We start from the raw sequence: 20,133 nt of genomic DNA, 5'->3' as shown, positions 1-20,133 counted from the left end.
CCCCAGCATTGCCTTCTATGAAGAAATATTACATCACAAGCCTCAGGACACTGATTCTCATTTACACTATCGGGTAAATAAATTTTTAATGTATCTTTTTTCATCATGTATCCTTATTGCTATATGGATATAGAAATGACTGGTCTCTCCATAAAGGGTGAGGACCCTCATCGAGAAATTTTTGAGTTGCACTTGAAAGTATTTTTTTATCAATACTCATTAAAATTTTTTCAATTGCCGACAACACAGAGTCATAGTTATTATGGAAATGAGTGTGATTGACATGCTTGTAAATACTCTCTTCTATGCATTCTTTAAAACTCAGCAAACACCAAATATCAGTAGGTTCAGCTATCACAACTTGATGAGGACAGGAAAAACACATCAGTAGATCTGAGCAAGCAAATTTTTCTGTAGAAAGCAAATCGTGACGTTGGGCGCGTAGCAAGAACTTTTTAGCCTGCTCCCCGAATGGATCTTTACAGTAACTGCCGTGGGCCTGTCGCATTGGTGGAGATTTCATTTTAAGCATACTTTCATATGTTAAAATCTCAACATTAAGTTCACTTTTTATTCTTTTTTTAGACGTCTCTATATTCCCGCCATTTACCGCCTTGTCTGCAAAAACAGAGACAGAGTCCTGGAGCATTGACTGATTTTGGTATTCATTCCCTTCTGAATAATGCTTGCGAGTTGTTTTCGGTGAATTTCCTAATAGCGATGCACTATGTGTATGAGAGTAATGCAATTGCGTAAATTGACTACCAGTAGCACGAAATCTCGATATTACAGGTGATAGCTAAGTCCTTTATCATCAGTTAATCTAAAGTTCTTTTTGAGAAAACTGTTGAAATTTTGTAAGTGGACCGCTGATAATGGGGTGATGCGATTACATGAACCGGACTGAAAAAGTAAGTTACTTTCAACTGAAATAGCTTTTGAGACTTTTAGAAGTTGGTTGAAAAATTCCATTGAATACTTTGGAATGTTGATCTGGTCGTGGGCACCGATCTGAATAGTGATGACTCTAAATGCCCGGCGCTTAAATGCTGGCATTTGGTACCATTCTCCATTTACATTACTTTCACATATGTCTGGTCTTTCAAGAGAAAGTAATGTATTTGTGTTTGCCCATGTATAGTAAGACAGTAGATATACAGCAGAAGCCATTAGTTGCCCGACACTACCATATACTGCATATATTTTACCATTCCACCTGAAAAACATATCAGTTTCATTCTTACCTTGAGAAAGATACAAAGCGGGGTCTTGTAGGAACTTATTGGAAATTTGCTTGAAAAATATCCTCAGTAAAGGGAGTAGTTTTTTTAAATCATTGTCACTATAGGCCTTATAGGGCTGTGCCTGTGACTTTCCTAAGGTTGGTAATTCATCAAACCACCGCCCAGGTAAGTCAAGCATAACGAATAAGCGTTTTGTGGCACTAATGATAGCAGTATAAGTACTATTCAAAATAATTCCTGATTTATTTTTATAAATAAGGAGATCACAGTAGGCCTGCACGGATTCATTAGTGAAAATGGGATGGTGACACTTGTCGCAAAATACAATATATTGCCTGAGGTATTCAAAAAGATAATATTTTGTGGCTGATGAGTAGTCTGAATCTCTGAATGCTACATATAACGATTCAGCGCTGACTGATCTATCTTGAAATGTACTGTGACCTCTATTTATTTTATTTCGAGTGGGGAAGTATAAATAGTTGTAGCGATTGAAATCTAGTGTTTTAGAACGATTTCCACCATCTGTAACCTCCAGTAGTATTTCATGGCCGAGTCTGGATTGAGGGATTTTATCAGTCATTTAAATTATCCCTTATTGCATTATCCATCACTGAGTCTAATAGCGAAAAAGCACACTTGAGCATCTCGTTTTTCTTCAAGTAGCGGATATATTTAAATGTGGTTCTTTCGTTATTGTGTCCCATCCATCCCATAAGACAGTCTAGGGCATCCCCTTCTGAGAGATTGCTATCCAGCAGGTCTTGAAGTCTGTATGTGGCATAGGTACATCGGAGGTCGTGGAAACGATAACGAAAACTAGGTTCTTTTTTGGCAAGTTCATTTCTAAATGCAACCCACCTTGCATTTAGAACTTCGGGCTGGATACAATTTCCTTGCTGACTGATAAAAAGAGGTTCGAATCGAGATGCTTTATTGTGGGATTCTTTAATCTTTTCCGAAATTGAGGGAATGGCTATTTTTGTCTGTAATTTTGAAAGTCTTTTTTGCCTTCTTTCTGACAGCGAGTAGCGTTGTAATGCGTTTAGTAGAGGCCAGGGGACTTCAATATTTCTTTTTTTTCTAAATTTTGTATCAACACCATTGTGGGGCCAAATGTTGATCATATAGCGTAGCTTTAATTCGTTGGCGGGCAAAGCTTGAGATAAAGCCTCAATTGTGAGGCTACATGCTTCACGAAGTCTCAAACCACTTTTACAGGCCAGTAAAGTCATCAACATAAATTCAACAGATTGATGGCTTAAGTTGAATGATAGTAAGGAAAGATGATCTTGAGTTAAAGGAGTTAATGACTGGATCTCGGCGTTTGTAACTTTAGGAACGCGGATACGTAAATCGCTCGTTTGCACACTGATCATTGGGCGAAGATGTGCCAGCAGGCCTCTATTGTTACGCTTAACAAACTCAATAGTAAAGGGAGCTTCTTTTTCACTTGATATGACAAGATGATGATTTTCAATTGCCCAGATGTAAAACTGAACTAAATGTCCCATATAAGTATTTGCAGTTGAGTACGCCAGTCTTCCCTCTTTAACTGCTTTTAACAAGTCGTTGCTACGGAAAAGGTATGTGGGTTTCAGGCGTTTCACTGGAGGAAAATGACTCCATGTAAGCTCTTCTCGTTCTAGAAAAGACCAGTAACGAAGAATTGCTCTGGCTGAAGAACTAATATCCTCTAGCCTCTTAACGGTTATCAAATCCAAAAACCACAAATTTACAATTTCTACAAAATGACCATCTTTATTATATAGCGTTGGTAATCCTGCAATATGTATGCCGGAGTTATAATCTATTGAATCGGAAATTATTTTTGCTGTTGCACCATGATTGATACCGGCTGATTGGATTATCCTGGCCATCGCCTCGACTCCTTTTAGCTCAACTCTAAAGAAGATCATATCTCACTTAATATAGTATAAAAATCAATCTGTATTCAGGATGGATTTCATGATCAACTAAGGTGATATGCTTCGTAAAATTGTATGTAGCAGCAATGGCTTATGTTCGTTGAGTATGTGAGATCTCAAAGAGAGATGGTTTTGTTACGGTTCAGCTCGGGATAAAGGGAATCAGTTTTGGACAGTATTAACAGATTTCTATTAAGAGTCGCTTCCCTGAAGCTCCAATAGAAACGATTAACTCAGATATGCCGTATACTGCTTCCGGGAAGGGATCAAAGATTTAAAGGGGTGGATTCTCGTTGAATTTTTGGGTCAGTCCTGATTTTACCGTTGCTGGGTTTGCGAATACCCAAAGAACAATCCACTCCTCTCTTAATTGGCTACTAGAACTGGCAATCTGCTAGTGAAACTGAAGGGTCTTCGATCTTGAGGCAGAAGACCCTTGTTGTAATGCTTTAAAACAAGAATTGAGTCAGATAACCCATTAGAATTGCCATACCTAAGATAACTGTCAGAAAAGCGACTATCATAGGCATTCTGAACATTGATTTAAGCAGTATTACTTCTGTCAAACTCGCTCCAGCACTACCGATTATCAAGGCCATTAATGCCCCCAGGCCCATTCCTTTAGTCATCAGCACTGATGCAAGTGGTATCACTGCCTCTGCGCGTATATACAACGGAATACCAACAACTGCACTCAGCGGTATGGCTAAGGGATTATCTGCTCCGGCATGAGCTGCAATCCACTCTGAAGGGATAAAGCCATAAATAAATGAACCTATTAATACACCTAACAAAAGATAAGGCAGAACATCCTTAAACTGCTGTAAGGCATCTTTCATAGCTAACTTTATTGGGCCAGAGGTGGTATTCGGTGTGAGATTCACATTGCCCAGATTCTCGCTGCTGCAACAGCTAACAGCTGGTTGTTCAGATGATATTGATGAACAACACGTTGATACGTTCTGCTCGTTCTTTACCGTCCTTAAGTTAATTATGGGGTTCGCTGATGAAGTACAGCAACTCGTTTTTACAGGCAATTGAGTCGAGCTAGTGCTGCAACAACTGGAACCCGCCGACGTTTTTACCGAAGCTTCGGAATCATCACATTTGGTGGCGCAACCACTTGATGCTGAGTTTTTGTGATCAACAATATGACGTTCAAATCCTAGTAAATCCAATACGATACTGGCAAGGACTGAGACACCGGCAGCGATGATCGCGTACAACAAAGTTACTTTCCAGCCAAAGGTAACCCACATTAACCCCACGATAATGGGATTAAGCAACGGTGAAACAAACAAAAAAGTGAGTGTCGGACCAAACCCTGCTTTCGCCGACAACAACCCTCGTAGCATTGGAATTGTTGAGCAACTACAGAAAGGGGTAACGGCTCCCAACAACGAGGCCAGCAGGTAGCCTTTTCCTTTTTTCGCCCCCAACAATTGCTGGATTTTATGGTCCGGGACCTTTTGCCTTATCAGGCTCACACCGGCACTGATGACAATAAACAGCAAAGATAGCTCGACGGCCAAAAACAAAAACATCTCTGCGGCATCTTGCAGCATAGAAATCCAACTATTCATACTAAACCCTCTTGACAAAATCTACATTTCTAGAATAATCGAAATATAATTCTGGTCAAGATATTTCTGGTATTATCGAAATATCATTAGACAGAGGGTTGTCACATGCAATTGGAAGAAGTAGCTAAAGCACTAAAAGAGCTGGGTCACCCGACCCGTTTGTTCATATTCAAACATCTTGTAAAAGCTGGAGAACAAGGTTTGCCTGTAGGTGAATTGCAAAAGCAGCTTGGCATTCCCTCATCAACGTTAAGTCATCATATTTCAGCCTTAGTATCAGTAGGACTCGTCACACAAAACCGGGAGAGTCGAACGCTCATGTGCGTCTCTCAATACGAAATACTGGAAGCTATCATCGAATTCTTACGTGAAGAGTGCTGTGTAAACAGTAAAACAGATGTTACGGAACCCGCTGGCAAAAATGGATAAGTAACCGAAAAACTCATAACTGTCATGATTGACGAAAGCTGCATCGAACCGTCTGAATCCATCCTACTAAGATCCCGAATCTATAGGGAAAATAAAAAAATGAATAAGCTAAATAATATAGTTCCTGATTTATTTGATGCTGCAATAACTGAGCAAAAAATGGGGATACCGACAATATCTCACCCCCCTCGTATACTAATGCTTTATGGCTCAGTTCGTGAGCGCTCATACAGTCGACTGGCGACAGAGGAAGCTGGTCGGTTGTTAACTGCGATGGGCGCAGAAGTCCGCATTTTTAATCCATCTGGCCTTCCACTTCCTGATGATGCACCGGAGTCACATCCAAAAGTTATGGAGTTGCGTGAACTGGTCCGCTGGTCTGAAGGAATGGTGTGGTGCTCTCCGGAACGACACGGAGCGATGACTGGTATTATGAAGGCACAAATTGACTGGATACCATTATCTGAAGGTGCTGTTCGTCCTTCTCAGGGAAAAACTCTGGCTGTTATGCAAGTGTGTGGAGGTTCCCAGTCATTCAACACAGTCAACCAGATGCGCGTGCTTGGTCGTTGGATGAGAATGATCACTATTCCGAACCAGTCCTCGGTAGCAAAAGCCTGGCAGGAGTTTGATGACGATGGACGTATGAAACCGTCACCATATTACGACCGCATCGTGGATGTGATGGAAGAATTGATGAAGTTTACATTGTTGACCCGGGCAAATTCTGCCTATCTTGTCGATCGCTACAGTGAACGAAAAGAGTCTGCAGAAGAACTTTCCCGACGGGTTAATCAGAGCAAAATTTGAAGGTTAGTATGAGTGACATAACAGCATTCAACAGCTGTATGAGCGTGTTCTGGCGGCAGCATGAAGGCGAATTTTCTCGCTTTCTGATATCGAAGACAGGCGATAGCGAAAAAGCAGCAGACCTTCTGCAAGACCTTTTCCTGCGTGCCCGAGCCCATTCAGACATTTTTTGTGAGATGGAAAATCCGCGAGCCTGGTTGTATCGGGTAGCAAGGAATCTGCTGATTGATGAGTACCGAACCACCAGGGCGTTTGTTGAGCTGGAAGAAGATGCCCTATTAACAGACGCATCCCTTGATGCAATCTCAACACTGGATATTTGCCTGCCTGAAACATTACAGGCTTTACCCGAAGATGAGCGGTGGTTGATTGAAGAGTCCGACCTTAACCGGCGTCCCCAGCAGTCCCTGGCCGATGAATGGGGAATCACGCTTACAGCGTTTAAATCCCGACTACTTCGGGCCAGAAAACACCTGAAAGAGACGATGACAGAACTCTGCCAGATTGAGGCGGATGACACATCTTTTGTCTGCTGCCACAAAAAAATGAATTAATCGCGCATCTTTTTCCCACCACCTTCGTTTACCTCAGTGTAAAGCCAAATGACTAAACACTGAGGTAAACAATCCATGTCAAAAATTGAGATCTTTGAAGCAGCAGGCTGCTGCGCAACCAGCAGCGTTGTGGTGAGCGACGAAGCCGTCAAATGGAATGCCAGCGCCGAATGGGCGAAAAAGAATGGCGTTGATATTCAGCGCTACAGCCTTGCGAAAAACCCGCAGCAGTTCCTGAATACCCCTGTAATCAAAGAGTTTATGAACACATCAGGGATGGAATCCCTCCCTGTCACCTTGCTCGACGGCAAGCTGGTGATGGCAGGCAAACTGCCGACTCGTGAAGATATCGCCCGTTGGGCAGATATTCCGCTAACTCAGGACTGGAGTGAAGACAGTACGCAACCGCGTTGCTGCAGCATTCCACGTATGCCTTAATTCCAGAGGAGCTATCACTGATGAATATGCCATTTTTAAAAGACATTCCCCCGTTCATCTTCTTCACTGGTAAAGGTGGAGTGGGTAAGACATCCCTGGCCTGTGCTACTGCAGTATGGCTGGCCGATCAGGGTAAGAGAACGCTTCTGGTGAGTACCGATCCGGCTTCCAATGTCGGCCAGGTATTTAGCCAGACTATCGGCCACCGAATCACAGATATCAGTACTGTAGAAAATCTTGCCGCGATGGAAGTTGATCCGATGGCTGCAGCGCAAGCCTATCGTGACCGTGTGCTCGACCCTGTTCGCGGGCTGATGCCAGCCGATGTGGTCAGCAGCATTGAAGAGCAGCTTTCCGGCTCATGCACCACGGAAATCGCTGCGTTTGATGAGTTTACTGGTCTGCTGACCAATCATGAGCTGCGGGAAAAATATGACCATATCGTATTTGATACCGCGCCAACCGGTCACACCATCCGCATGCTTGAATTGCCGGGAGCCTGGAGCGGTTATCTCGAAGCGAACCCTGATGCCGCTGCAAACCTTGGACCTCTGGTAGGGCTTGAGAAACAACAGCACCAGTACTCCGATGCGGTTAAAGCGCTGTCCGACGCAGCTCTCACACGCTTAGTGCTGGTTGCCCGAGCTCAGGCTTCAACGCTGAAAGAGGTTTCTCATACGCACGATGAGCTTTCTGCTATTGGTTTGCAGCATCAACACCTTGCCATTAATGGTGTGCTGCCACCGTTTGCCGGTGAAAATGATCCACTGGCGCAAAGTATTCTGGCTCGGGAAGAAAAAGCATTACAGGCAATGCCTGATAATCTGGTTAATCTTCCCCGCTCGCAGCTGTCTCTGAAGCCATTTAATCTGGTCGGTCTGGAAGCCCTGCGAGAGTTATTAACAGAGAGCAAAGCGCCACTGTCTCTCTCCAATACAACGCTAAATGCTCTGGATTTACCGAAACTTTCCTCGTTAGTGGATGAACTCAGTCTGACAGGCAAAGGGCTGGTAATGACGATGGGGAAAGGCGGCGTGGGCAAAACGACTGTTGCAGCATCGGTCGCGGTATCGCTGGCAAAACGCGGTCATAAAGTCCATCTGACCACGTCCGATCCGGCAGCACATCTGTCTTACACGCTGGATGGCTCGCTGCCAAATCTGCAGGTCAGCCGTATCGATCCGAAGGTGGAGACAGAGCGTTATCGCCGTTTTGTACTGGAGAATCAGGGCAAAGGATTAGACGCTGAGGGGCTGGCGGTGCTGGAAGAAGATCTCCGCTCACCATGTACTGAAGAGATCGCCGTCTTCCAGGCATTCTCGCGGATAATCAAAGAGGCAGACGATCATTTTGTCATTATGGACACCGCGCCAACGGGTCACACACTTCTGCTACTGGATGCGACTGGAGCCTATCACCGGGAAATGGTGCGCCAGATGGGGCAAACACATGACCATGTGATGACGCCAATGATGCAATTGCAGGACCCGGAGAAGACGAAGGTGATTATCGTGACGCTTGCCGAAACGACACCTGTACTGGAAGCCGCTAACCTGCAGCAGGATCTGCGTCGGGCTGGCATTGAGCCGTGGGCATGGGTTGTGAATAACAGCCTGGCAGCTGCTGAGCCGTCTTCACCTTTCCTGAAGACCAGAGCTAACCGCGAGCTGCCTCTCATCTCTGATGTGGAAGAGCAGTATGCAAAGCGTATTGCATTAACAGCGCTACAGAGCGAAGAGCCGGTTGGTATTGACCTGCTGGAAGAAATGGCGAAGTAATAATGAAGGGGGCATTAGCCCCCTTCATGCATTGCTGTCACTCTATTTTCCCGATGGATAACAAAGGTCTCTGTCATTTTCCAAAAAGAATCTTTTCAAGTTCGATTAACTGTTGCTGAGATTGCTCATTGAGGTGGGCCTCGGCCTGGTCATACCAGATCAGCAGGCTACGCCCCAATGGCGTCAGAACTGTACCACCGCCCTTGTTACCACCAGTGGAAGTGGTTACAACTGGCTGACCAATCCCTTTATTCAAAGTGTCAATTAAGAGCCATGCTTTTTTATAAGGTATCCCCAAATCTTTAGCTGCCGCAGAAAGAGAGTGAAAGCCATCAATCGCCCTTAAAAGGTCAACCTTCCCCGGCCCCAGCGAGATGTTGTCGTTAATATAGATCCTCGGTCTGACTAAGATTAAGTTTGATTTAAGGGGATTCTTTTTCATTCTGATACCTTTTCGAAATCATTTTCTCTGTAATGCGGAATAGTCCAAAGCGTAAACGGCTATTATCTTTGCCGGGTATGCTTAAAGGTTTTGATCGCGGAAATAAGAAGTACCGCGCCTAACAGAGTCATAAGTACTCTTACCGGGAACATACCGAGCATAAGGCCCCCAATAGCGGCACCTATAACGGAACCGATGACCATCCACACAAAAAGTTTTTTCTCTTTTCTCAGGATCTGGAAAGCATCTGCATTAGTGTAGCGAGAGAACCCCACAATCATCGTCGGTAAACTGATCATGAGTGACAAACTGCCAGCCAGTTTAATGTCAGCCCCAAAAAGGATAACGATAGTTGGTATCAGGAGCTCTCCCCCTGCAACACCCAGCAAAGCAGCAACATTCCCGATGAAGAAACCCGCAATAACACCCGCAATAACACCCGCAATAATGGTCGCGATTCCGGGCTGGAATAATCCAGCGGAGCTATCATGCAGAGGCATCAATGCTTCTGAAAACATGACGAATGACAGGATAACAAGCAGGAGCAGAATGGTTCTGTCCAGCCAAATACGGGACATTTTTATGGCTCTTCCTGCTGCCCACCATGCACCTATAAGGCTCCCGGCCAGCAAATTGATGACAATATCAAGATGAGCAAACAGCTGGTCGACGGCGATGGATTTTGTGCGGAATATCAAAGCAACAGCGACAACAGTAAGGCTCATCGCTTTGTTAAAAATAACCGCTTCAAGCGTCGGCATTTTGAAACTACCCATCAGGACGGGAAGGCGGAACTCAGCGCCACCGAGGCCAATTAAGCCGCCTAAAGCACCGATTAACGTGCCTGATAAAAAACCTTTTCCGTTCCGTTTTGATTCTGAGGACATGGGTTTACCTTTTCCGTTATGTCATTTTAGACATAACGGAAAAGGTAACATAAAAAATAAGGATACTGGAAGCACATATTTGTCTCCCTGCATGAATGAAAACAAAAGATGGGATTGAAGATTAGCCTGCTTATTGGGTCATAAGCTTTTGTATTTACCTTTCCTCAGGATTTTCAAGTAACCTTGAAAAAGATGCCAACGGGAACAGAACAATGAAAATCGTTAACGCAGAAGAAAAGCACATCCCCGCTATACGCGATATCTACGCCCATCATGTTCTTCACGGTACCGCCAGCTTTGAAACTGAACCTCCGGATACCCACGAGATGCTTACCCGCCTGAAAAAGATCCGCAATCAGGCGCTACCGTGGGTTGTCGCGTTAGAGGAAGAAAAGGTTATCGGGTATTGTTATCTCACTCGTTACCGTGAACGCTACGCCTACCGCCACACTCTCGAAGATTCGATTTATATTCACCCGGACGCACAGCGTCAGGGGACAGGAAAAGCGTTGCTGCGCTACGTCATTGCCTGGGCAGAAACTCACGGCTATCGGCAGATGATTGCTATTGTCGGCGATAGCAATAATCAAGGTTCGCTGAAAGTCCATCAGCAGGTTGGATTTACTGAGATTGGTACGCTGAAAAATATTGGCTTCAAGCATGGTCGTTGGCTTGACACAGTGTTGCTGCAACGAAATCTGGGCGAAGGGAACAGCACGTTACCATCGGATTCAGGCATGATGCTCTGAGGTACGAATAAGGGGGCATTCGCCCCCTTATTATTTATTTCAGCCGTTTTCCTGCTTCATCAACGACCTTTTCACCGTCTTCCTTAGCGAAAGCCCCTTTCTGCGCATCCTGCAGGATATCCAGAACCACTTCAGAAGGACGGCACAGTCTGGTTCCCAGCGGCGTAACCACGATCGGACGGTTAATCAGAATTGGGTGTTGCAACATAAAGTCGATGAGCTGATCGTCAGTAAATTTATCTTCTGCAAGACCCAGTTGCTCGTAAGGCTCAACGTTTTTACGCAGCAGCGCTCGTACTGAAATACCCATATCGGCAATGAGTTTGACCAATTCATCCCTCGAAGGTGGGTTCTCAAGGTAAAGAATAATGGTCGGCTCGGTACCGCTGTTGCGGATCATCTCCAGCGTATTACGCGAGGTGCCGCAGGCTGGGTTGTGATAAATAGTGATGTTGCTCATATCAGAATCTCATTACAAAGTGACAGAGAGACGTAGCGCCAGCGCAGCCAGCGTTACAAACAGCACAGGCAGGGTCATGATAATCCCGGTGCGGAAGTAGTATCCCCACGAGATTGTCATATTCTTCTGTGAAAGCACGTGCAGCCAGAGCAGTGTCGCCAGGCTACCAATAGGGGTGATTTTCGGCCCCAGATCGCAGCCAATGACGTTGGCATAAATCATCGCTTCTTTGATAACGCCGGTCGCGGTGCTGCCATCAATCGACAGTGCGCCAACCAGTACGGTCGGCATATTGTTCATGATAGAAGAGAGGAATGCAGTCAGGAATCCTGTCCCCAGCGTCGCGGCCCACAGTCCTTTATCTGCCAGTACGTTCAGCACGTCAGAGAGATAATCCGTCAGACCGGCGTTACGCAACCCGTATACCACCAGATACATCCCCAGTGAGAAGATCACGATCTGCCAGGGCGCGCCGCGCAGCACTTTACCGGTGTTAATACCATGACCTTTTTTGGCCACCGCAAACAGGATTGCCGCCCCCACTGCCGCAATCGCACTCACAGGGATCCCCATCGGCTCAAGGACAAAAAAACCGACCAGCAGAAGGAGGAGCACAACCCAGCCGGTTCTGAACGTCGCAGGATCTTTGATGGCTTTTGCGGGTTCTTTCAGTCGCGCCAGCTCATAAGTGGGCGGGATATCTTTGCGGAAAAAAAGATGCAGCATCACCAGCGTGGCGACAATGGCGGCAATATCCACCGGCACCATAACTGACGCATACTCCGTGAATCCCAGTTTGAAGAAATCAGCCGAAACGATATTGACCAGGTTCGATACGATAAGTGGCAAGCTGGCGGTATCGGCAATAAACCCTGCGGCCATCACGAAAGCCAGCGTGGTGCTTTTACTGAATCCCAGCGCCAGTAGCATGGCGATAACGATCGGCGTCAGAATTAACGCCGCGCCATCGTTGGCAAACAATGCCGCCACCGCCGCGCCGAGCAGAACAATATAGGTAAATAGCAGACGTCCACGCCCATTGCCCCAGCGGGAAACGTGCAGTGCAGCCCATTCAAAAAAGCCGGACTCATCCAGCAACAGACTGATGATAATGACGGCAATAAAGGTGGCCGTGGCGTTCCAGACGATATTCCACACCACCGGAATATCGGCGATATGAATCACACCCGATGCCAGAGCCAGTACGGCACCCAGCGTGGCGCTCCAGCCAATGCCTAATCCCTTTGGCTGCCAGATAACCAACACGATGGTCAGGATAAAAATGGCTCCTGCCAGTAACATATAACCTCCCGAAAGGGCAGCAAAGCTGCCCCGAGTAATGACAATAATTAACCAGCGAGTTGTTTGAGTTTGTCGATGCCGGTCGGTTCTGACGCCAGTACAGGAACAAGAGCTACGCGACTGGCATGCTGGAGTTTAACACTCTCGATCTGCGGAAGTTCCTGTTGCGCCCGCAGACGAAGCAGCGGCGAACGGGTATCCGCAATGGAAAGGCTGTTATTGATAATCCAGCCCCAGGGATGAATCCCTGCGCGTTCAAGGTCGGCCTGCAAATTTGCCGCCTCAAGCACGGGCGTGGTTTCCGGCAGCGTGACCAGTAACACTTTGGTTCGCTCCGGGTCCTGAAGCTGCATCATTGGCGTGGTGAAATGGCCTTTATCGCCCATTTTCTTAGCAATTTCGCGGTGATACGCCCCGGTGGCATCCAGCAGCAGTAGGGTATGCCCGGTGGGTGCCGTATCCATGACCACGAAGCGCTTACCCGCTTCACGAATCACCCGTGAAAAGGCCTGGAAGACCGCAATCTCTTCGGTACAAGGAGAGCGTAAATCTTCTTCCAGCAGGCGTTTACCCGCTTCATCCAGTTCTCCACCCTTGGTATCAAGAACATGCTGACGATAGCGTTCTGTTTCCTCGTGAGGATCGATTCTACTGACCTGCAGATTGTTAAGGCTACCGTTCAGGGTTGTGCTGAGGTGTGCTGCTGGATCTGAGGTGGTCAGATGGACATCAAATCCCATTTCGGCCAGTCTGACGGCAATGGCTGCCGCCATCGTGGTTTTCCCCACACCGCCTTTGCCCATTAGCATTATCAGACCATGTTCGTTACGGGTAATATCATCGACTAACGCTGAGAGCGACGGAATTTCAGGTCGTTGCTGAATGTATTCTTCAGAAGATGATGCTGCCTCAGGCTGAGAGGAGAGAAGCCCACTTAATGCAGCCACGCCGACCATATTGAGTGGTTGGAGGAATAACGTGTCAGTTGGCAGACCGGAAAGGTCAGAAGGAAGATTGGCCAGCGCCTCCTGTTCACGGTCCCATATAGCCGCAGCCAGTGTATCGTTTGCCGCTTCAGTTTTGGGCAGAACGCCATTAATGACCAAGTACTGATTTTTAAGGCCAATTGCGGCGAGTTCTAAATGAGTTCGGGCGACTTCTTGCAGGGTGGATTTTTGCAGTCTGGCAACTAAAACCAGGCGGGTACGCGCTGGGTCGGACAGTGCTTCAACGGCATGGGCATACTGTTCACGCTGTTTTTCCAGCCCCGCCATCGGGCCGAGGCAGGATGCGCCCTCGGGATTGCTGTCAATAAAGCTGCTCCAGGCGCCTGGCAACTGGAGAAGGCGAATAGTATGGCCGGTTGGCGCGGTATCAAAGATGATATGGTCAAACTGGGTCAGCAAAGAGGCGTCTGTCAGTAATCCGGTAAACTCATCAAAAGCCGCAATCTCTGTTGTGCATGCACCAGACAGTTGTTCGTTGATGCTGCTAACGACGTCATCAGGCAGGACACCTTTAATAGGGTCAACGATTCTGGCCCGGTACTGTTGCGCAGCGGCCTGAGGATCAATCTCAAGTGCCGACAATCCAGGAACAGTGGCTATTGGCTGAATAGTATTGCCAATAACCTGGCCAAAGACCTGGCCTACGTTTGAGGCCGGATCGGTACTGACCAGCAGCACTCGTTTACCCTGTTCTGCCAGACGGATCGCCGTGGCGCAGGAAATAGAGGTTTTACCAACGCCTCCTTTACCAGTAAAAAACAGATAAGGGGGGATGTTCTGTAAGAATTTCATATGTCCTCCTGACATACTTAACAACAAGAAGTATTACCACCGCAGCAGCCTGAAGGCGCTAATCCTACTTTCTCCAGCGGAATTCCAAACCACCGTGCAAGTTCAGCCCGTTTCGGATAACGCCCGGCCATCACTGTTTCGCCATCCAGTAACAGTAATGGCAGCCCTTCCGCACCAGAAGCCTCAATAAATGCTTTAACTTTCTCGTTCTGGACAAAGCTCATCGGTTGCTGTGCCAGATTGAAACGATCTACCTGAACACCTCGTTGTTTCAGCCATTGCACATCCGCGGAAAAATCAACCAGAGCCTGATCGACATCAGTACCGCAGACACCGGTGCTACAACACATTGCCGGGTCGAATACCGCTAGCGTTTTCATTCTCAATACCTCATATGTGGGAAATCATATATATTCAGGCAAATTTTTAAATACAAATAGCCTTACTGCTGTTAGTGCAGTTGACTGAAGCCAGTTTACGGGCGATGGCCTGAAGATCGTCCTGTTGGCTTAACCAGGCCTGCTCAATAATCTGTGCAGCCCATGAAGGAATGTGTGGGGATAACCGGTAATGAACCCATTTACCGTGTTTACTATCAAGCAAAATCCCACTTTCTCGCAACATAGCCAGATGCCGGGAGATCTTAGGCTGTGATTGATCAAGTGCAGTGCAAAGATCACATACGCACAACTCCCCCATAGTTCTGAGTATGAGAACAATACCCAGACGTGTTTCATCAGACAGATTCTTAAAGAGTTGTAGGGAAGTAAGCGACATCATTCCTCCTGTTCGTTTAGGTAACGATATCTCCTGCGGAGATGAAAATCAACAACACATATGCATAATCGAATATATTTGATAAATGTCAAAACAATGACAAGTTCATACACCCATACTACTTCTGTTTACTTACGTGCCGGATATCAATACTCAGATTATGAAGCCGCCAGTCTCAATGAGAAGGAGTGTTGCCAGACGCTAATGGCCACGCGAGTATTGATTGAGCAGCACCGAGTTGCGGTGAATGCAACAGTCGCTCAGCAACTTGCGACAAGTAAGCGAGTACAAATGTTGCTCTCTCATTTGGGGTGCGATGAACTGATTGCTTTTGGACTGAAGCCGGAAGAGGTTGATATCATAAAAATGGTGTTGGGCGAAATGCTTCCTGTTAGCCCTGATACAATCAGCATTGTAAAAGAGTCTCCTTCTGATTCATGGGTTCTCAAAAACCAGGGCGAAGGGGGTGGGCATTGTCTGTTTGGCTCTGATATCCAGTTAAAACTGGCAAGACTTGACCCGCTGCAATATCAATCCTGGTCGTTCATGCGTCGGATACATCCTGTCCCGCGAGCTACACCTTCTCTGGTTGTCCGTAAAGGGGAGTTATATCAGGTTACTGATCTGGTCAGCGAACTAGGAATGTTCTCCGTCCAGATAGGTAACAATGCATCTAGCGCTGATCACAGTTTTGCTGGGTATTTGATCCGTAGCAAATCAGCAGAGTCAGTTGAAGGAGGAGTTCATAGTGGACAAGGTGTATTAGATTCGTTGGTATTCAGTGATTAATTGCATTAGCCGCGACTTGAGCTACCACTGGTATGACACAGAGCTAAACTAAATCTGACAGACGCTCTGTGCCAGGAACCAACGAACAGTAATTCTCATGTTGTGGCCAATTTTATAGACCACTTTACATATATTAACTCACAGCCTGATCGAGCGCCTCAAGGGCAGAAATCATGGTTTCTACTGTTGCTCGATCAAACTCAGCCCTGCCGTCTTCCTCATGCGTACCTTTATTTAGATAGCGCCATTCTCGTGATTCTCCACTTAGCCCAGTTAACACATCAATTGGTGTGAATACGGCGTTTTTATTTTGGTCACGGAACTCAGCTTTATTGATCTGTTTCTTCAATTGATCCGACAAGTTACGTAACTCAATAGGTGCCGTTGCTGACCTTAGCTTGAGACTAAGATTACCATCACCATATTTATTTACATATCGCCAGACTCTCCCCTTCATCAACGATTCAAGTGACTGTCTGCATTTTGCAAGCGCCTCCCGAATCTCATTACGCTCATAATGCCCTCGTGCAGAAATAATATAGTTCCTGGGAGCGCAGTTAAAATCTACGCGGATATGCAATTCGTCAAGACGCGGTAAGAAGCTGAGAGTCTTGGACTGTGCGGCAACCGGCGCTGGCAATAAATTCTGGATGTCTTTGAAGAATTCCTCTCCATGGCAGGCCAGAATGATTTGTTTTTCAGCAAAGAAAGCATCTTCAAACAACGTTCTCCGAATCGATTCTCTGTGATCGTCATCAATAGCATTGACCGGGTCATCAAATATCAAAAGTGGACACTGTTCATTAATGTTTTTTGCCAACAAAATAGCCAGCCCTATACAGCGTACATGCCCCTCACTAAGTACATGCAGGGCATCGAATAGTTGCGTTGGATTATTCTGAAACGCTACTTCCAGTCGCTGATTCTGCAGCAGAGGTAGTTTGATACCTGCTAGCTTTTCTCCCGGGGGGTCATTACGGTTAAATGCGTTGTAGAGAGTGACAATGTGATCCCCAAGATTCGCTACAAGTCTCTGAGGTAATCCCTCTTTATAGGCGTTCAGCTGTAAAACGAACCGGGAATACGCTTCTGAAATTGCTTTGTTTTTCCTTACAATGTCTTCTTCGTGAGCAACTTCTTCAATTAGCTGCCTGTTTTCAGTATCAAAGTTGCCAATCAACAACTGAGCCGCAGAGATGGTTTTTTCTATCGTATCTCTTCTTGTCTGCAAAATCGTTATCTGGCGATCAGATTCACGCATTCTCGCAAGATCCCGCTGACGGGATTCTCGCAATTTAGTTGCTTCCTCTATTTTTTTATCTTCTCCCTCCAGATGCCACACCTGTTTTTCAAGCTGAGCCCAGGGAGTTATGCCATCTCCTGTTTGCTGCCGCAGATTACGCCATAAAGTGATGCCATTTTCATTTCGGAATACTTCAAGAGCATTGTCATGTGGCAAAAACTGACAGCATGTGCCGATTACTTGTGAAACACTGTACATCAACTGGCCAATTAATTTTTCCAGCTGAGTTATTTCTCCCTGTAATGTCGACAGAAACTCAAGCTTTAGCAATTCATCACAGGCATGGCTGTAGGGGTTTTTGGCGGTTTGCTGAAGAGGGGTATGGCATGCAGGGCATTGTTCCGGGCTGGTACCCTGTAACTGGACAACTGCTTCAAATAAATTTTTATATGAAACCTGCTGACTTGCCTCTGCCAGTTGCTTCTGCTTGCTTTCCAGATCTATAAGTGCCGTTTCAACAGCGCTACTTATATCGTTCAAAATAGCAGATGTCAGGCTACTCTGATTCGGAAGTGGCGTTTGTAACTCTGTTTCAAGCTGTCGGATGGTTCCGATATTTTGTTCATCCCCTTTTAACTCAGCTAGCATCTGCTGGTAAGACAGGCCTTCACGATAAACAGAAGCCAGTGTCTGTTCCTCTGATGCCAACCCTTCCAGGGCAGCCTGACCTGTCGCCAATTGCTGCTGTGCAGCCAGAAGAGACTTGCGCTTTTCTGCCAACTGACCTGCTTTTACGCCTGTTAGATCGATGTATCTGGCATCAATATCTGATGTAAAATTTCGCACAAAATCATTAAAACTATCTAGCCCGAATAGTGTTGAGATAAGTTCAGTCTGCCTTGTTGGGACCAGAGCCGCGATTCTTGAAAAGTTGTCGATACGATTTTTTTCAACAAAGCAAAAGCGATACTGTGCTTCGTTATTCTCAATCGACACATCCTGCCCATGATCTCCGACACCAATTATCTCTGGAACAGAAAACCGATTGACATGTGCATTTTTAAAATAGTCGTTTTGATTCCGGAAACGCTTGCTTTCGGCCTCAGCCACATTGCCCAGTAATGTATATTCAAGCGCTTCGCAGAAACTTGACTTCCCAGTACCATTGGGGCCGTAAATCAGCACTAGACGTGAATCCAGATCAAATTCTTCTTGCTTTGCAAACCCTCTAAATGGTCCAACAGATATCTTTCTCAGCCGACTAAACGTGGAGACGCGTTCAGCGGTCTGCTCTGGTAGTGGCTGTACTTCTGTACTGAGGGCATCCCATGCAGACTGTGCCAGAGAGACAATGCGCCTGACTCGCTGACCCTGCGAAGTGCCCAATGGGGTTATATCATCTAGGTTATCCCACACAAGATTCGCTATTTTCCTGACATTACTGGGGACTTCTGTTGTGTTTAAGGTTTGAAAAAAGCGCAAAAACTCGCTACTGAGCATCATGAATCCTTGTTGACTTGTTGTTTTCTCACGTTGGACTGCAATAGTAAAAGATACTCTTCCAGCTTAGGTATTCACGTGATCTGCAAGTCATATTTTACTTCAGGCTGATAAGGGCGTTGAAATTAAAATGAAGTCTTTATTAATCCCGTTTATGGCATGTTACTCAATTACTGAAACAACGGGGTCATTTACACAATTAGATTTGCTTCCTTGATTTCCAGAATTATGGTTTATTACATGACGTCCGGAACTGATGAAGATTCGGTTTGGGTGGTAGCTGATACATGAGATAAGAAATTGCGGATACCCTTCGAGGAGGCGTATACGTCGCAGGTCAAGGATATCTAAGAAACCCTGATATTATTCAGGTATGAGTTCTGTGAAAAATCTAAGATTGATTTTTCTTTAGCATAGCAATCAATTCAATCTGCTGCTGCTCAGTCATTTTAGCTATCAGACATGCTAATTCTGCAGTTATGTCGTTCTCGCAAAAGAAATAGTTAATTGGTACCCCAAGTTCATCAGCCATACGCTTGAGGGTATCAATGTCAGGAGTGTGTCTCCCTTTCTCATAATGGTTCATACGACCACTCGCCGAGCTGGGTTCCATGCCAATTCGGATCCCCAATTCCTTCTGAGTGATCCCAGCTTTTGTTCTGGCCGCTTTGAGCCTCTCGGGTATCGGGTTTGGGTGAGCCACGTATTCATCATCATTGCCTTAGGGTGCTGAGATTGTCTAAGTTTCGTTGGTTTCTGTATACTTAGCAATTCTAAGTTTGTTATTTTGGATTTTTTATAATGAAATCTGCAGTAAAGTTGCATCCATATATGTATAAGTTATTGATTGAGATGGGTTTTAATGAGTTCTGCGCTATCCATCTCAGGGATGCTTTGCTGAAGATTACAGATGACTACGCAGAAGTTACTGAGGCTAGAAAATTCATTCACCGACAACTTCTTCGGTTAGAGTCCCTGGGCTTCATCTATAAAATTGAGAGTAGTGGTGGCAAGTCCAGAAGTGTGTATAAGAAAACGGAAAGTTTTCATTCAACTATTTTCATACCAAGAGCGTTGCCAAAGAATTCGCGGCTTATCGCTATGCCCGAAAAAATGAAACCGTCGGCACCGGGGGCTGATCGTTTCTTGGTCGATATAGAAAAAGAAAAAGTTATTCATGAAGCCAAACTTGCTGTGATTCTGGGCGAGCTAGAAGAATATCAATCTTTGATGGAACGTTTTCCAGCCAAGAAGATATGTTTTATGGACCTTTATCAGCAGGCAAAAAATCAGTCGGCAGAATTGCTTGGCAGAGTTACCGCTTTAACAAAAGTACTTGGTCAATGGATTTGCCCCTATATTTCCAGACATCTGTTATCACTTAACCCATTACAAGCCCGCTGCCGCAGATATTCCCGTGG

General features: G+C 45.8%; 21 protein-coding genes. 8 read left to right on the top strand and 13 right to left on the bottom strand.

From position 1 onward, the window contains the following. Positions 1-103 precede the first annotated feature (103 nt). The 4 genes from OQV04_RS18335 to OQV04_RS18320 form a co-directional block, all read right to left on the bottom strand. On the bottom strand, positions 104-649 hold the full coding sequence (locus OQV04_RS18335; RefSeq protein WP_050438664.1) for a hypothetical protein: 546 nt from the start codon (positions 647-649) through the stop codon (positions 104-106). 137 nt (positions 650-786) lie between these two features. Further along, a complete protein-coding gene (locus tag OQV04_RS18330; RefSeq protein WP_050438663.1) occupies positions 787-1,827 on the bottom strand; it encodes a hypothetical protein in 1,041 nt (346 codons plus the stop codon). After that, positions 1,820-3,124, bottom strand: coding sequence for a site-specific integrase (locus tag OQV04_RS18325; RefSeq protein ID WP_032288333.1), 1,305 nt, complete (start codon positions 3,122-3,124; stop codon positions 1,820-1,822). Before OQV04_RS18325 ends, OQV04_RS18330 begins: the two co-directional genes overlap by 8 nt. Before the next feature lie 497 nt (positions 3,125-3,621). Continuing rightward, a complete protein-coding gene (locus OQV04_RS18320; protein WP_032288332.1) occupies positions 3,622-4,755 on the bottom strand; it encodes a permease in 1,134 nt (377 codons plus the stop codon). Between the two features lie 105 nt (positions 4,756-4,860). Between OQV04_RS18320 and OQV04_RS18315 the strand changes: the two genes are divergently transcribed. The 5 genes from OQV04_RS18315 to arsA (OQV04_RS18295) all read left to right on the top strand — a co-directional run bounded on the left by OQV04_RS18315 (position 4,861) and on the right by arsA (OQV04_RS18295) (position 8,764). Continuing rightward, a complete protein-coding gene (locus OQV04_RS18315; protein WP_032288331.1) occupies positions 4,861-5,184 on the top strand; it encodes an ArsR/SmtB family transcription factor in 324 nt (107 codons plus the stop codon). Between the two features lie 99 nt (positions 5,185-5,283). Then, positions 5,284-5,994, top strand: coding sequence for an arsenical resistance protein ArsH (gene arsH, locus OQV04_RS18310; RefSeq protein WP_032288341.1), 711 nt, complete (start codon positions 5,284-5,286; stop codon positions 5,992-5,994). Positions 5,995-6,002: 8 nt separating this feature from the next. Then, a complete protein-coding gene (locus OQV04_RS18305) occupies positions 6,003-6,548 on the top strand; it encodes a sigma-70 family RNA polymerase sigma factor (RefSeq protein ID WP_032288330.1) in 546 nt (181 codons plus the stop codon). A gap of 75 nt (positions 6,549-6,623) precedes the next feature. Beyond that, on the top strand, positions 6,624-6,986 hold the full coding sequence (locus OQV04_RS18300) for an arsenic metallochaperone ArsD family protein (protein WP_032288329.1): 363 nt from the start codon (positions 6,624-6,626) through the stop codon (positions 6,984-6,986). A gap of 20 nt (positions 6,987-7,006) precedes the next feature. Continuing rightward, positions 7,007-8,764, top strand: a complete 1,758-nt coding sequence (arsA, locus tag OQV04_RS18295) for an arsenical pump-driving ATPase (RefSeq protein ID WP_032288328.1) — start codon at positions 7,007-7,009, stop codon at positions 8,762-8,764. Positions 8,765-8,837: 73 nt separating this feature from the next. Here arsA (OQV04_RS18295) and OQV04_RS18290 read toward each other — a convergent pair whose 3' ends face one another. Beyond that, positions 8,838-9,206: a winged helix-turn-helix domain-containing protein gene (locus OQV04_RS18290; protein WP_050438662.1), complete on the bottom strand. Its 369-nt coding sequence runs from the start codon at positions 9,204-9,206 to the stop codon at positions 8,838-8,840. A gap of 62 nt (positions 9,207-9,268) precedes the next feature. Continuing rightward, on the bottom strand, positions 9,269-10,093 hold the full coding sequence (locus tag OQV04_RS18285; protein WP_032288327.1) for a sulfite exporter TauE/SafE family protein: 825 nt from the start codon (positions 10,091-10,093) through the stop codon (positions 9,269-9,271). A 212-nt stretch (positions 10,094-10,305) separates the two neighbouring features. Here OQV04_RS18285 and OQV04_RS18280 point away from each other — a divergent pair, with 212 nt between their 5' ends. Continuing rightward, on the top strand, positions 10,306-10,842 hold the full coding sequence (locus OQV04_RS18280) for a GNAT family N-acetyltransferase (RefSeq protein ID WP_032288325.1): 537 nt from the start codon (positions 10,306-10,308) through the stop codon (positions 10,840-10,842). A 34-nt stretch (positions 10,843-10,876) separates the two neighbouring features. Here OQV04_RS18280 and arsC read toward each other — a convergent pair whose 3' ends face one another. Genes arsC through OQV04_RS18255 form a run of 5 tightly spaced genes read right to left on the bottom strand, consistent with a single transcriptional unit; the run spans position 10,877 to position 15,180 of the window. Next, positions 10,877-11,302, bottom strand: a complete 426-nt coding sequence (gene arsC / locus OQV04_RS18275) for a glutaredoxin-dependent arsenate reductase (protein ID WP_032288324.1) — start codon at positions 11,300-11,302, stop codon at positions 10,877-10,879. A 12-nt stretch (positions 11,303-11,314) separates the two neighbouring features. Further along, positions 11,315-12,604, bottom strand: a complete 1,290-nt coding sequence (gene arsB / locus OQV04_RS18270) for an arsenite efflux transporter membrane subunit ArsB (protein ID WP_032288323.1) — start codon at positions 12,602-12,604, stop codon at positions 11,315-11,317. A gap of 47 nt (positions 12,605-12,651) precedes the next feature. Further along, positions 12,652-14,403 carry an arsenite efflux transporter ATPase subunit ArsA gene (gene arsA, locus OQV04_RS18265; RefSeq protein ID WP_274446704.1) on the bottom strand — a complete coding sequence of 584 codons (1,752 nt, stop codon included), beginning with the start codon at positions 14,401-14,403 and terminating at the stop codon, positions 12,652-12,654. 17 nt (positions 14,404-14,420) lie between these two features. Beyond that, positions 14,421-14,783 (bottom strand): arsenite efflux transporter metallochaperone ArsD, encoded by a 363-nt coding sequence (arsD, locus tag OQV04_RS18260; RefSeq protein WP_032288321.1) that lies wholly within the window; start codon positions 14,781-14,783, stop codon positions 14,421-14,423. A gap of 46 nt (positions 14,784-14,829) precedes the next feature. After that, the gene (locus tag OQV04_RS18255) at positions 14,830-15,180 is read right to left on the bottom strand and encodes a transcriptional regulator (RefSeq protein ID WP_032288320.1); all 351 of its coding nucleotides are present in this window, start codon (positions 15,178-15,180) and stop codon (positions 14,830-14,832) included. A gap of 96 nt (positions 15,181-15,276) precedes the next feature. On the opposite strand from OQV04_RS18255, the gene OQV04_RS18250 reads away from it, so the two are divergent. Next, complete coding sequence (locus tag OQV04_RS18250) at positions 15,277-15,969, top strand: glutathione synthetase (protein ID WP_234696402.1); 693 nt, start codon at positions 15,277-15,279, stop codon at positions 15,967-15,969. Positions 15,970-16,102: 133 nt separating this feature from the next. Here OQV04_RS18250 and OQV04_RS18245 read toward each other — a convergent pair whose 3' ends face one another. After that, complete coding sequence (locus tag OQV04_RS18245; protein ID WP_247806813.1) at positions 16,103-18,715, bottom strand: AAA family ATPase; 2,613 nt, start codon at positions 18,713-18,715, stop codon at positions 16,103-16,105. 388 nt (positions 18,716-19,103) lie between these two features. Then, positions 19,104-19,415: a helix-turn-helix domain-containing protein gene (locus tag OQV04_RS18240; protein ID WP_032288316.1), complete on the bottom strand. Its 312-nt coding sequence runs from the start codon at positions 19,413-19,415 to the stop codon at positions 19,104-19,106. A 98-nt stretch (positions 19,416-19,513) separates the two neighbouring features. Here OQV04_RS18240 and OQV04_RS18235 point away from each other — a divergent pair. Continuing rightward, positions 19,514-20,133: hypothetical protein (locus OQV04_RS18235; RefSeq protein WP_162721670.1), on the top strand; the 620-nt coding region annotated here is incomplete at its 3' end.

The sequence above is a fragment of the Escherichia sp. Lx600-2 genome, assembly GCF_036662595.1.
Taxonomy (GTDB): domain Bacteria; phylum Pseudomonadota; class Gammaproteobacteria; order Enterobacterales; family Enterobacteriaceae; genus Escherichia; species Escherichia coli.
Note: the sequence above shows the minus strand (reverse complement) of the source record. Positions and strands in the feature narration are given on the sequence as shown.

Coding starts and splice junctions, on each gene's coding strand:
- OQV04_RS18335 (WP_050438664.1), bottom strand. CDS start 649: ATGCTCCAGGACTCTGTCTCTGTTTTTGCAGACAAGGCGGTAAATGGC.
- OQV04_RS18330 (WP_050438663.1), bottom strand. CDS start 1,827: ATGACTGATAAAATCCCTCAATCCAGACTCGGCCATGAAATACTACTG.
- OQV04_RS18325 (WP_032288333.1), bottom strand. CDS start 3,124: ATGGCCAGGATAATCCAATCAGCCGGTATCAATCATGGTGCAACAGCA.
- OQV04_RS18320 (WP_032288332.1), bottom strand. CDS start 4,755: ATGAATAGTTGGATTTCTATGCTGCAAGATGCCGCAGAGATGTTTTTG.
- OQV04_RS18315 (WP_032288331.1), top strand. CDS start 4,861: ATGCAATTGGAAGAAGTAGCTAAAGCACTAAAAGAGCTGGGTCACCCG.
- arsH (WP_032288341.1), top strand. CDS start 5,284: ATGAATAAGCTAAATAATATAGTTCCTGATTTATTTGATGCTGCAATA.
- OQV04_RS18305 (WP_032288330.1), top strand. CDS start 6,003: ATGAGTGACATAACAGCATTCAACAGCTGTATGAGCGTGTTCTGGCGG.
- OQV04_RS18300 (WP_032288329.1), top strand. CDS start 6,624: ATGTCAAAAATTGAGATCTTTGAAGCAGCAGGCTGCTGCGCAACCAGC.
- arsA (WP_032288328.1), top strand. CDS start 7,007: ATGAATATGCCATTTTTAAAAGACATTCCCCCGTTCATCTTCTTCACT.
- OQV04_RS18290 (WP_050438662.1), bottom strand. CDS start 9,206: ATGAAAAAGAATCCCCTTAAATCAAACTTAATCTTAGTCAGACCGAGG.
- OQV04_RS18285 (WP_032288327.1), bottom strand. CDS start 10,093: ATGTCCTCAGAATCAAAACGGAACGGAAAAGGTTTTTTATCAGGCACG.
- OQV04_RS18280 (WP_032288325.1), top strand. CDS start 10,306: ATGAAAATCGTTAACGCAGAAGAAAAGCACATCCCCGCTATACGCGAT.
- arsC (WP_032288324.1), bottom strand. CDS start 11,302: ATGAGCAACATCACTATTTATCACAACCCAGCCTGCGGCACCTCGCGT.
- arsB (WP_032288323.1), bottom strand. CDS start 12,604: ATGTTACTGGCAGGAGCCATTTTTATCCTGACCATCGTGTTGGTTATC.
- arsA (WP_274446704.1), bottom strand. CDS start 14,403: ATGAAATTCTTACAGAACATCCCCCCTTATCTGTTTTTTACTGGTAAA.
- arsD (WP_032288321.1), bottom strand. CDS start 14,783: ATGAAAACGCTAGCGGTATTCGACCCGGCAATGTGTTGTAGCACCGGT.
- OQV04_RS18255 (WP_032288320.1), bottom strand. CDS start 15,180: ATGTCGCTTACTTCCCTACAACTCTTTAAGAATCTGTCTGATGAAACA.
- OQV04_RS18250 (WP_234696402.1), top strand. CDS start 15,277: ATGACAAGTTCATACACCCATACTACTTCTGTTTACTTACGTGCCGGA.
- OQV04_RS18245 (WP_247806813.1), bottom strand. CDS start 18,715: ATGATGCTCAGTAGCGAGTTTTTGCGCTTTTTTCAAACCTTAAACACA.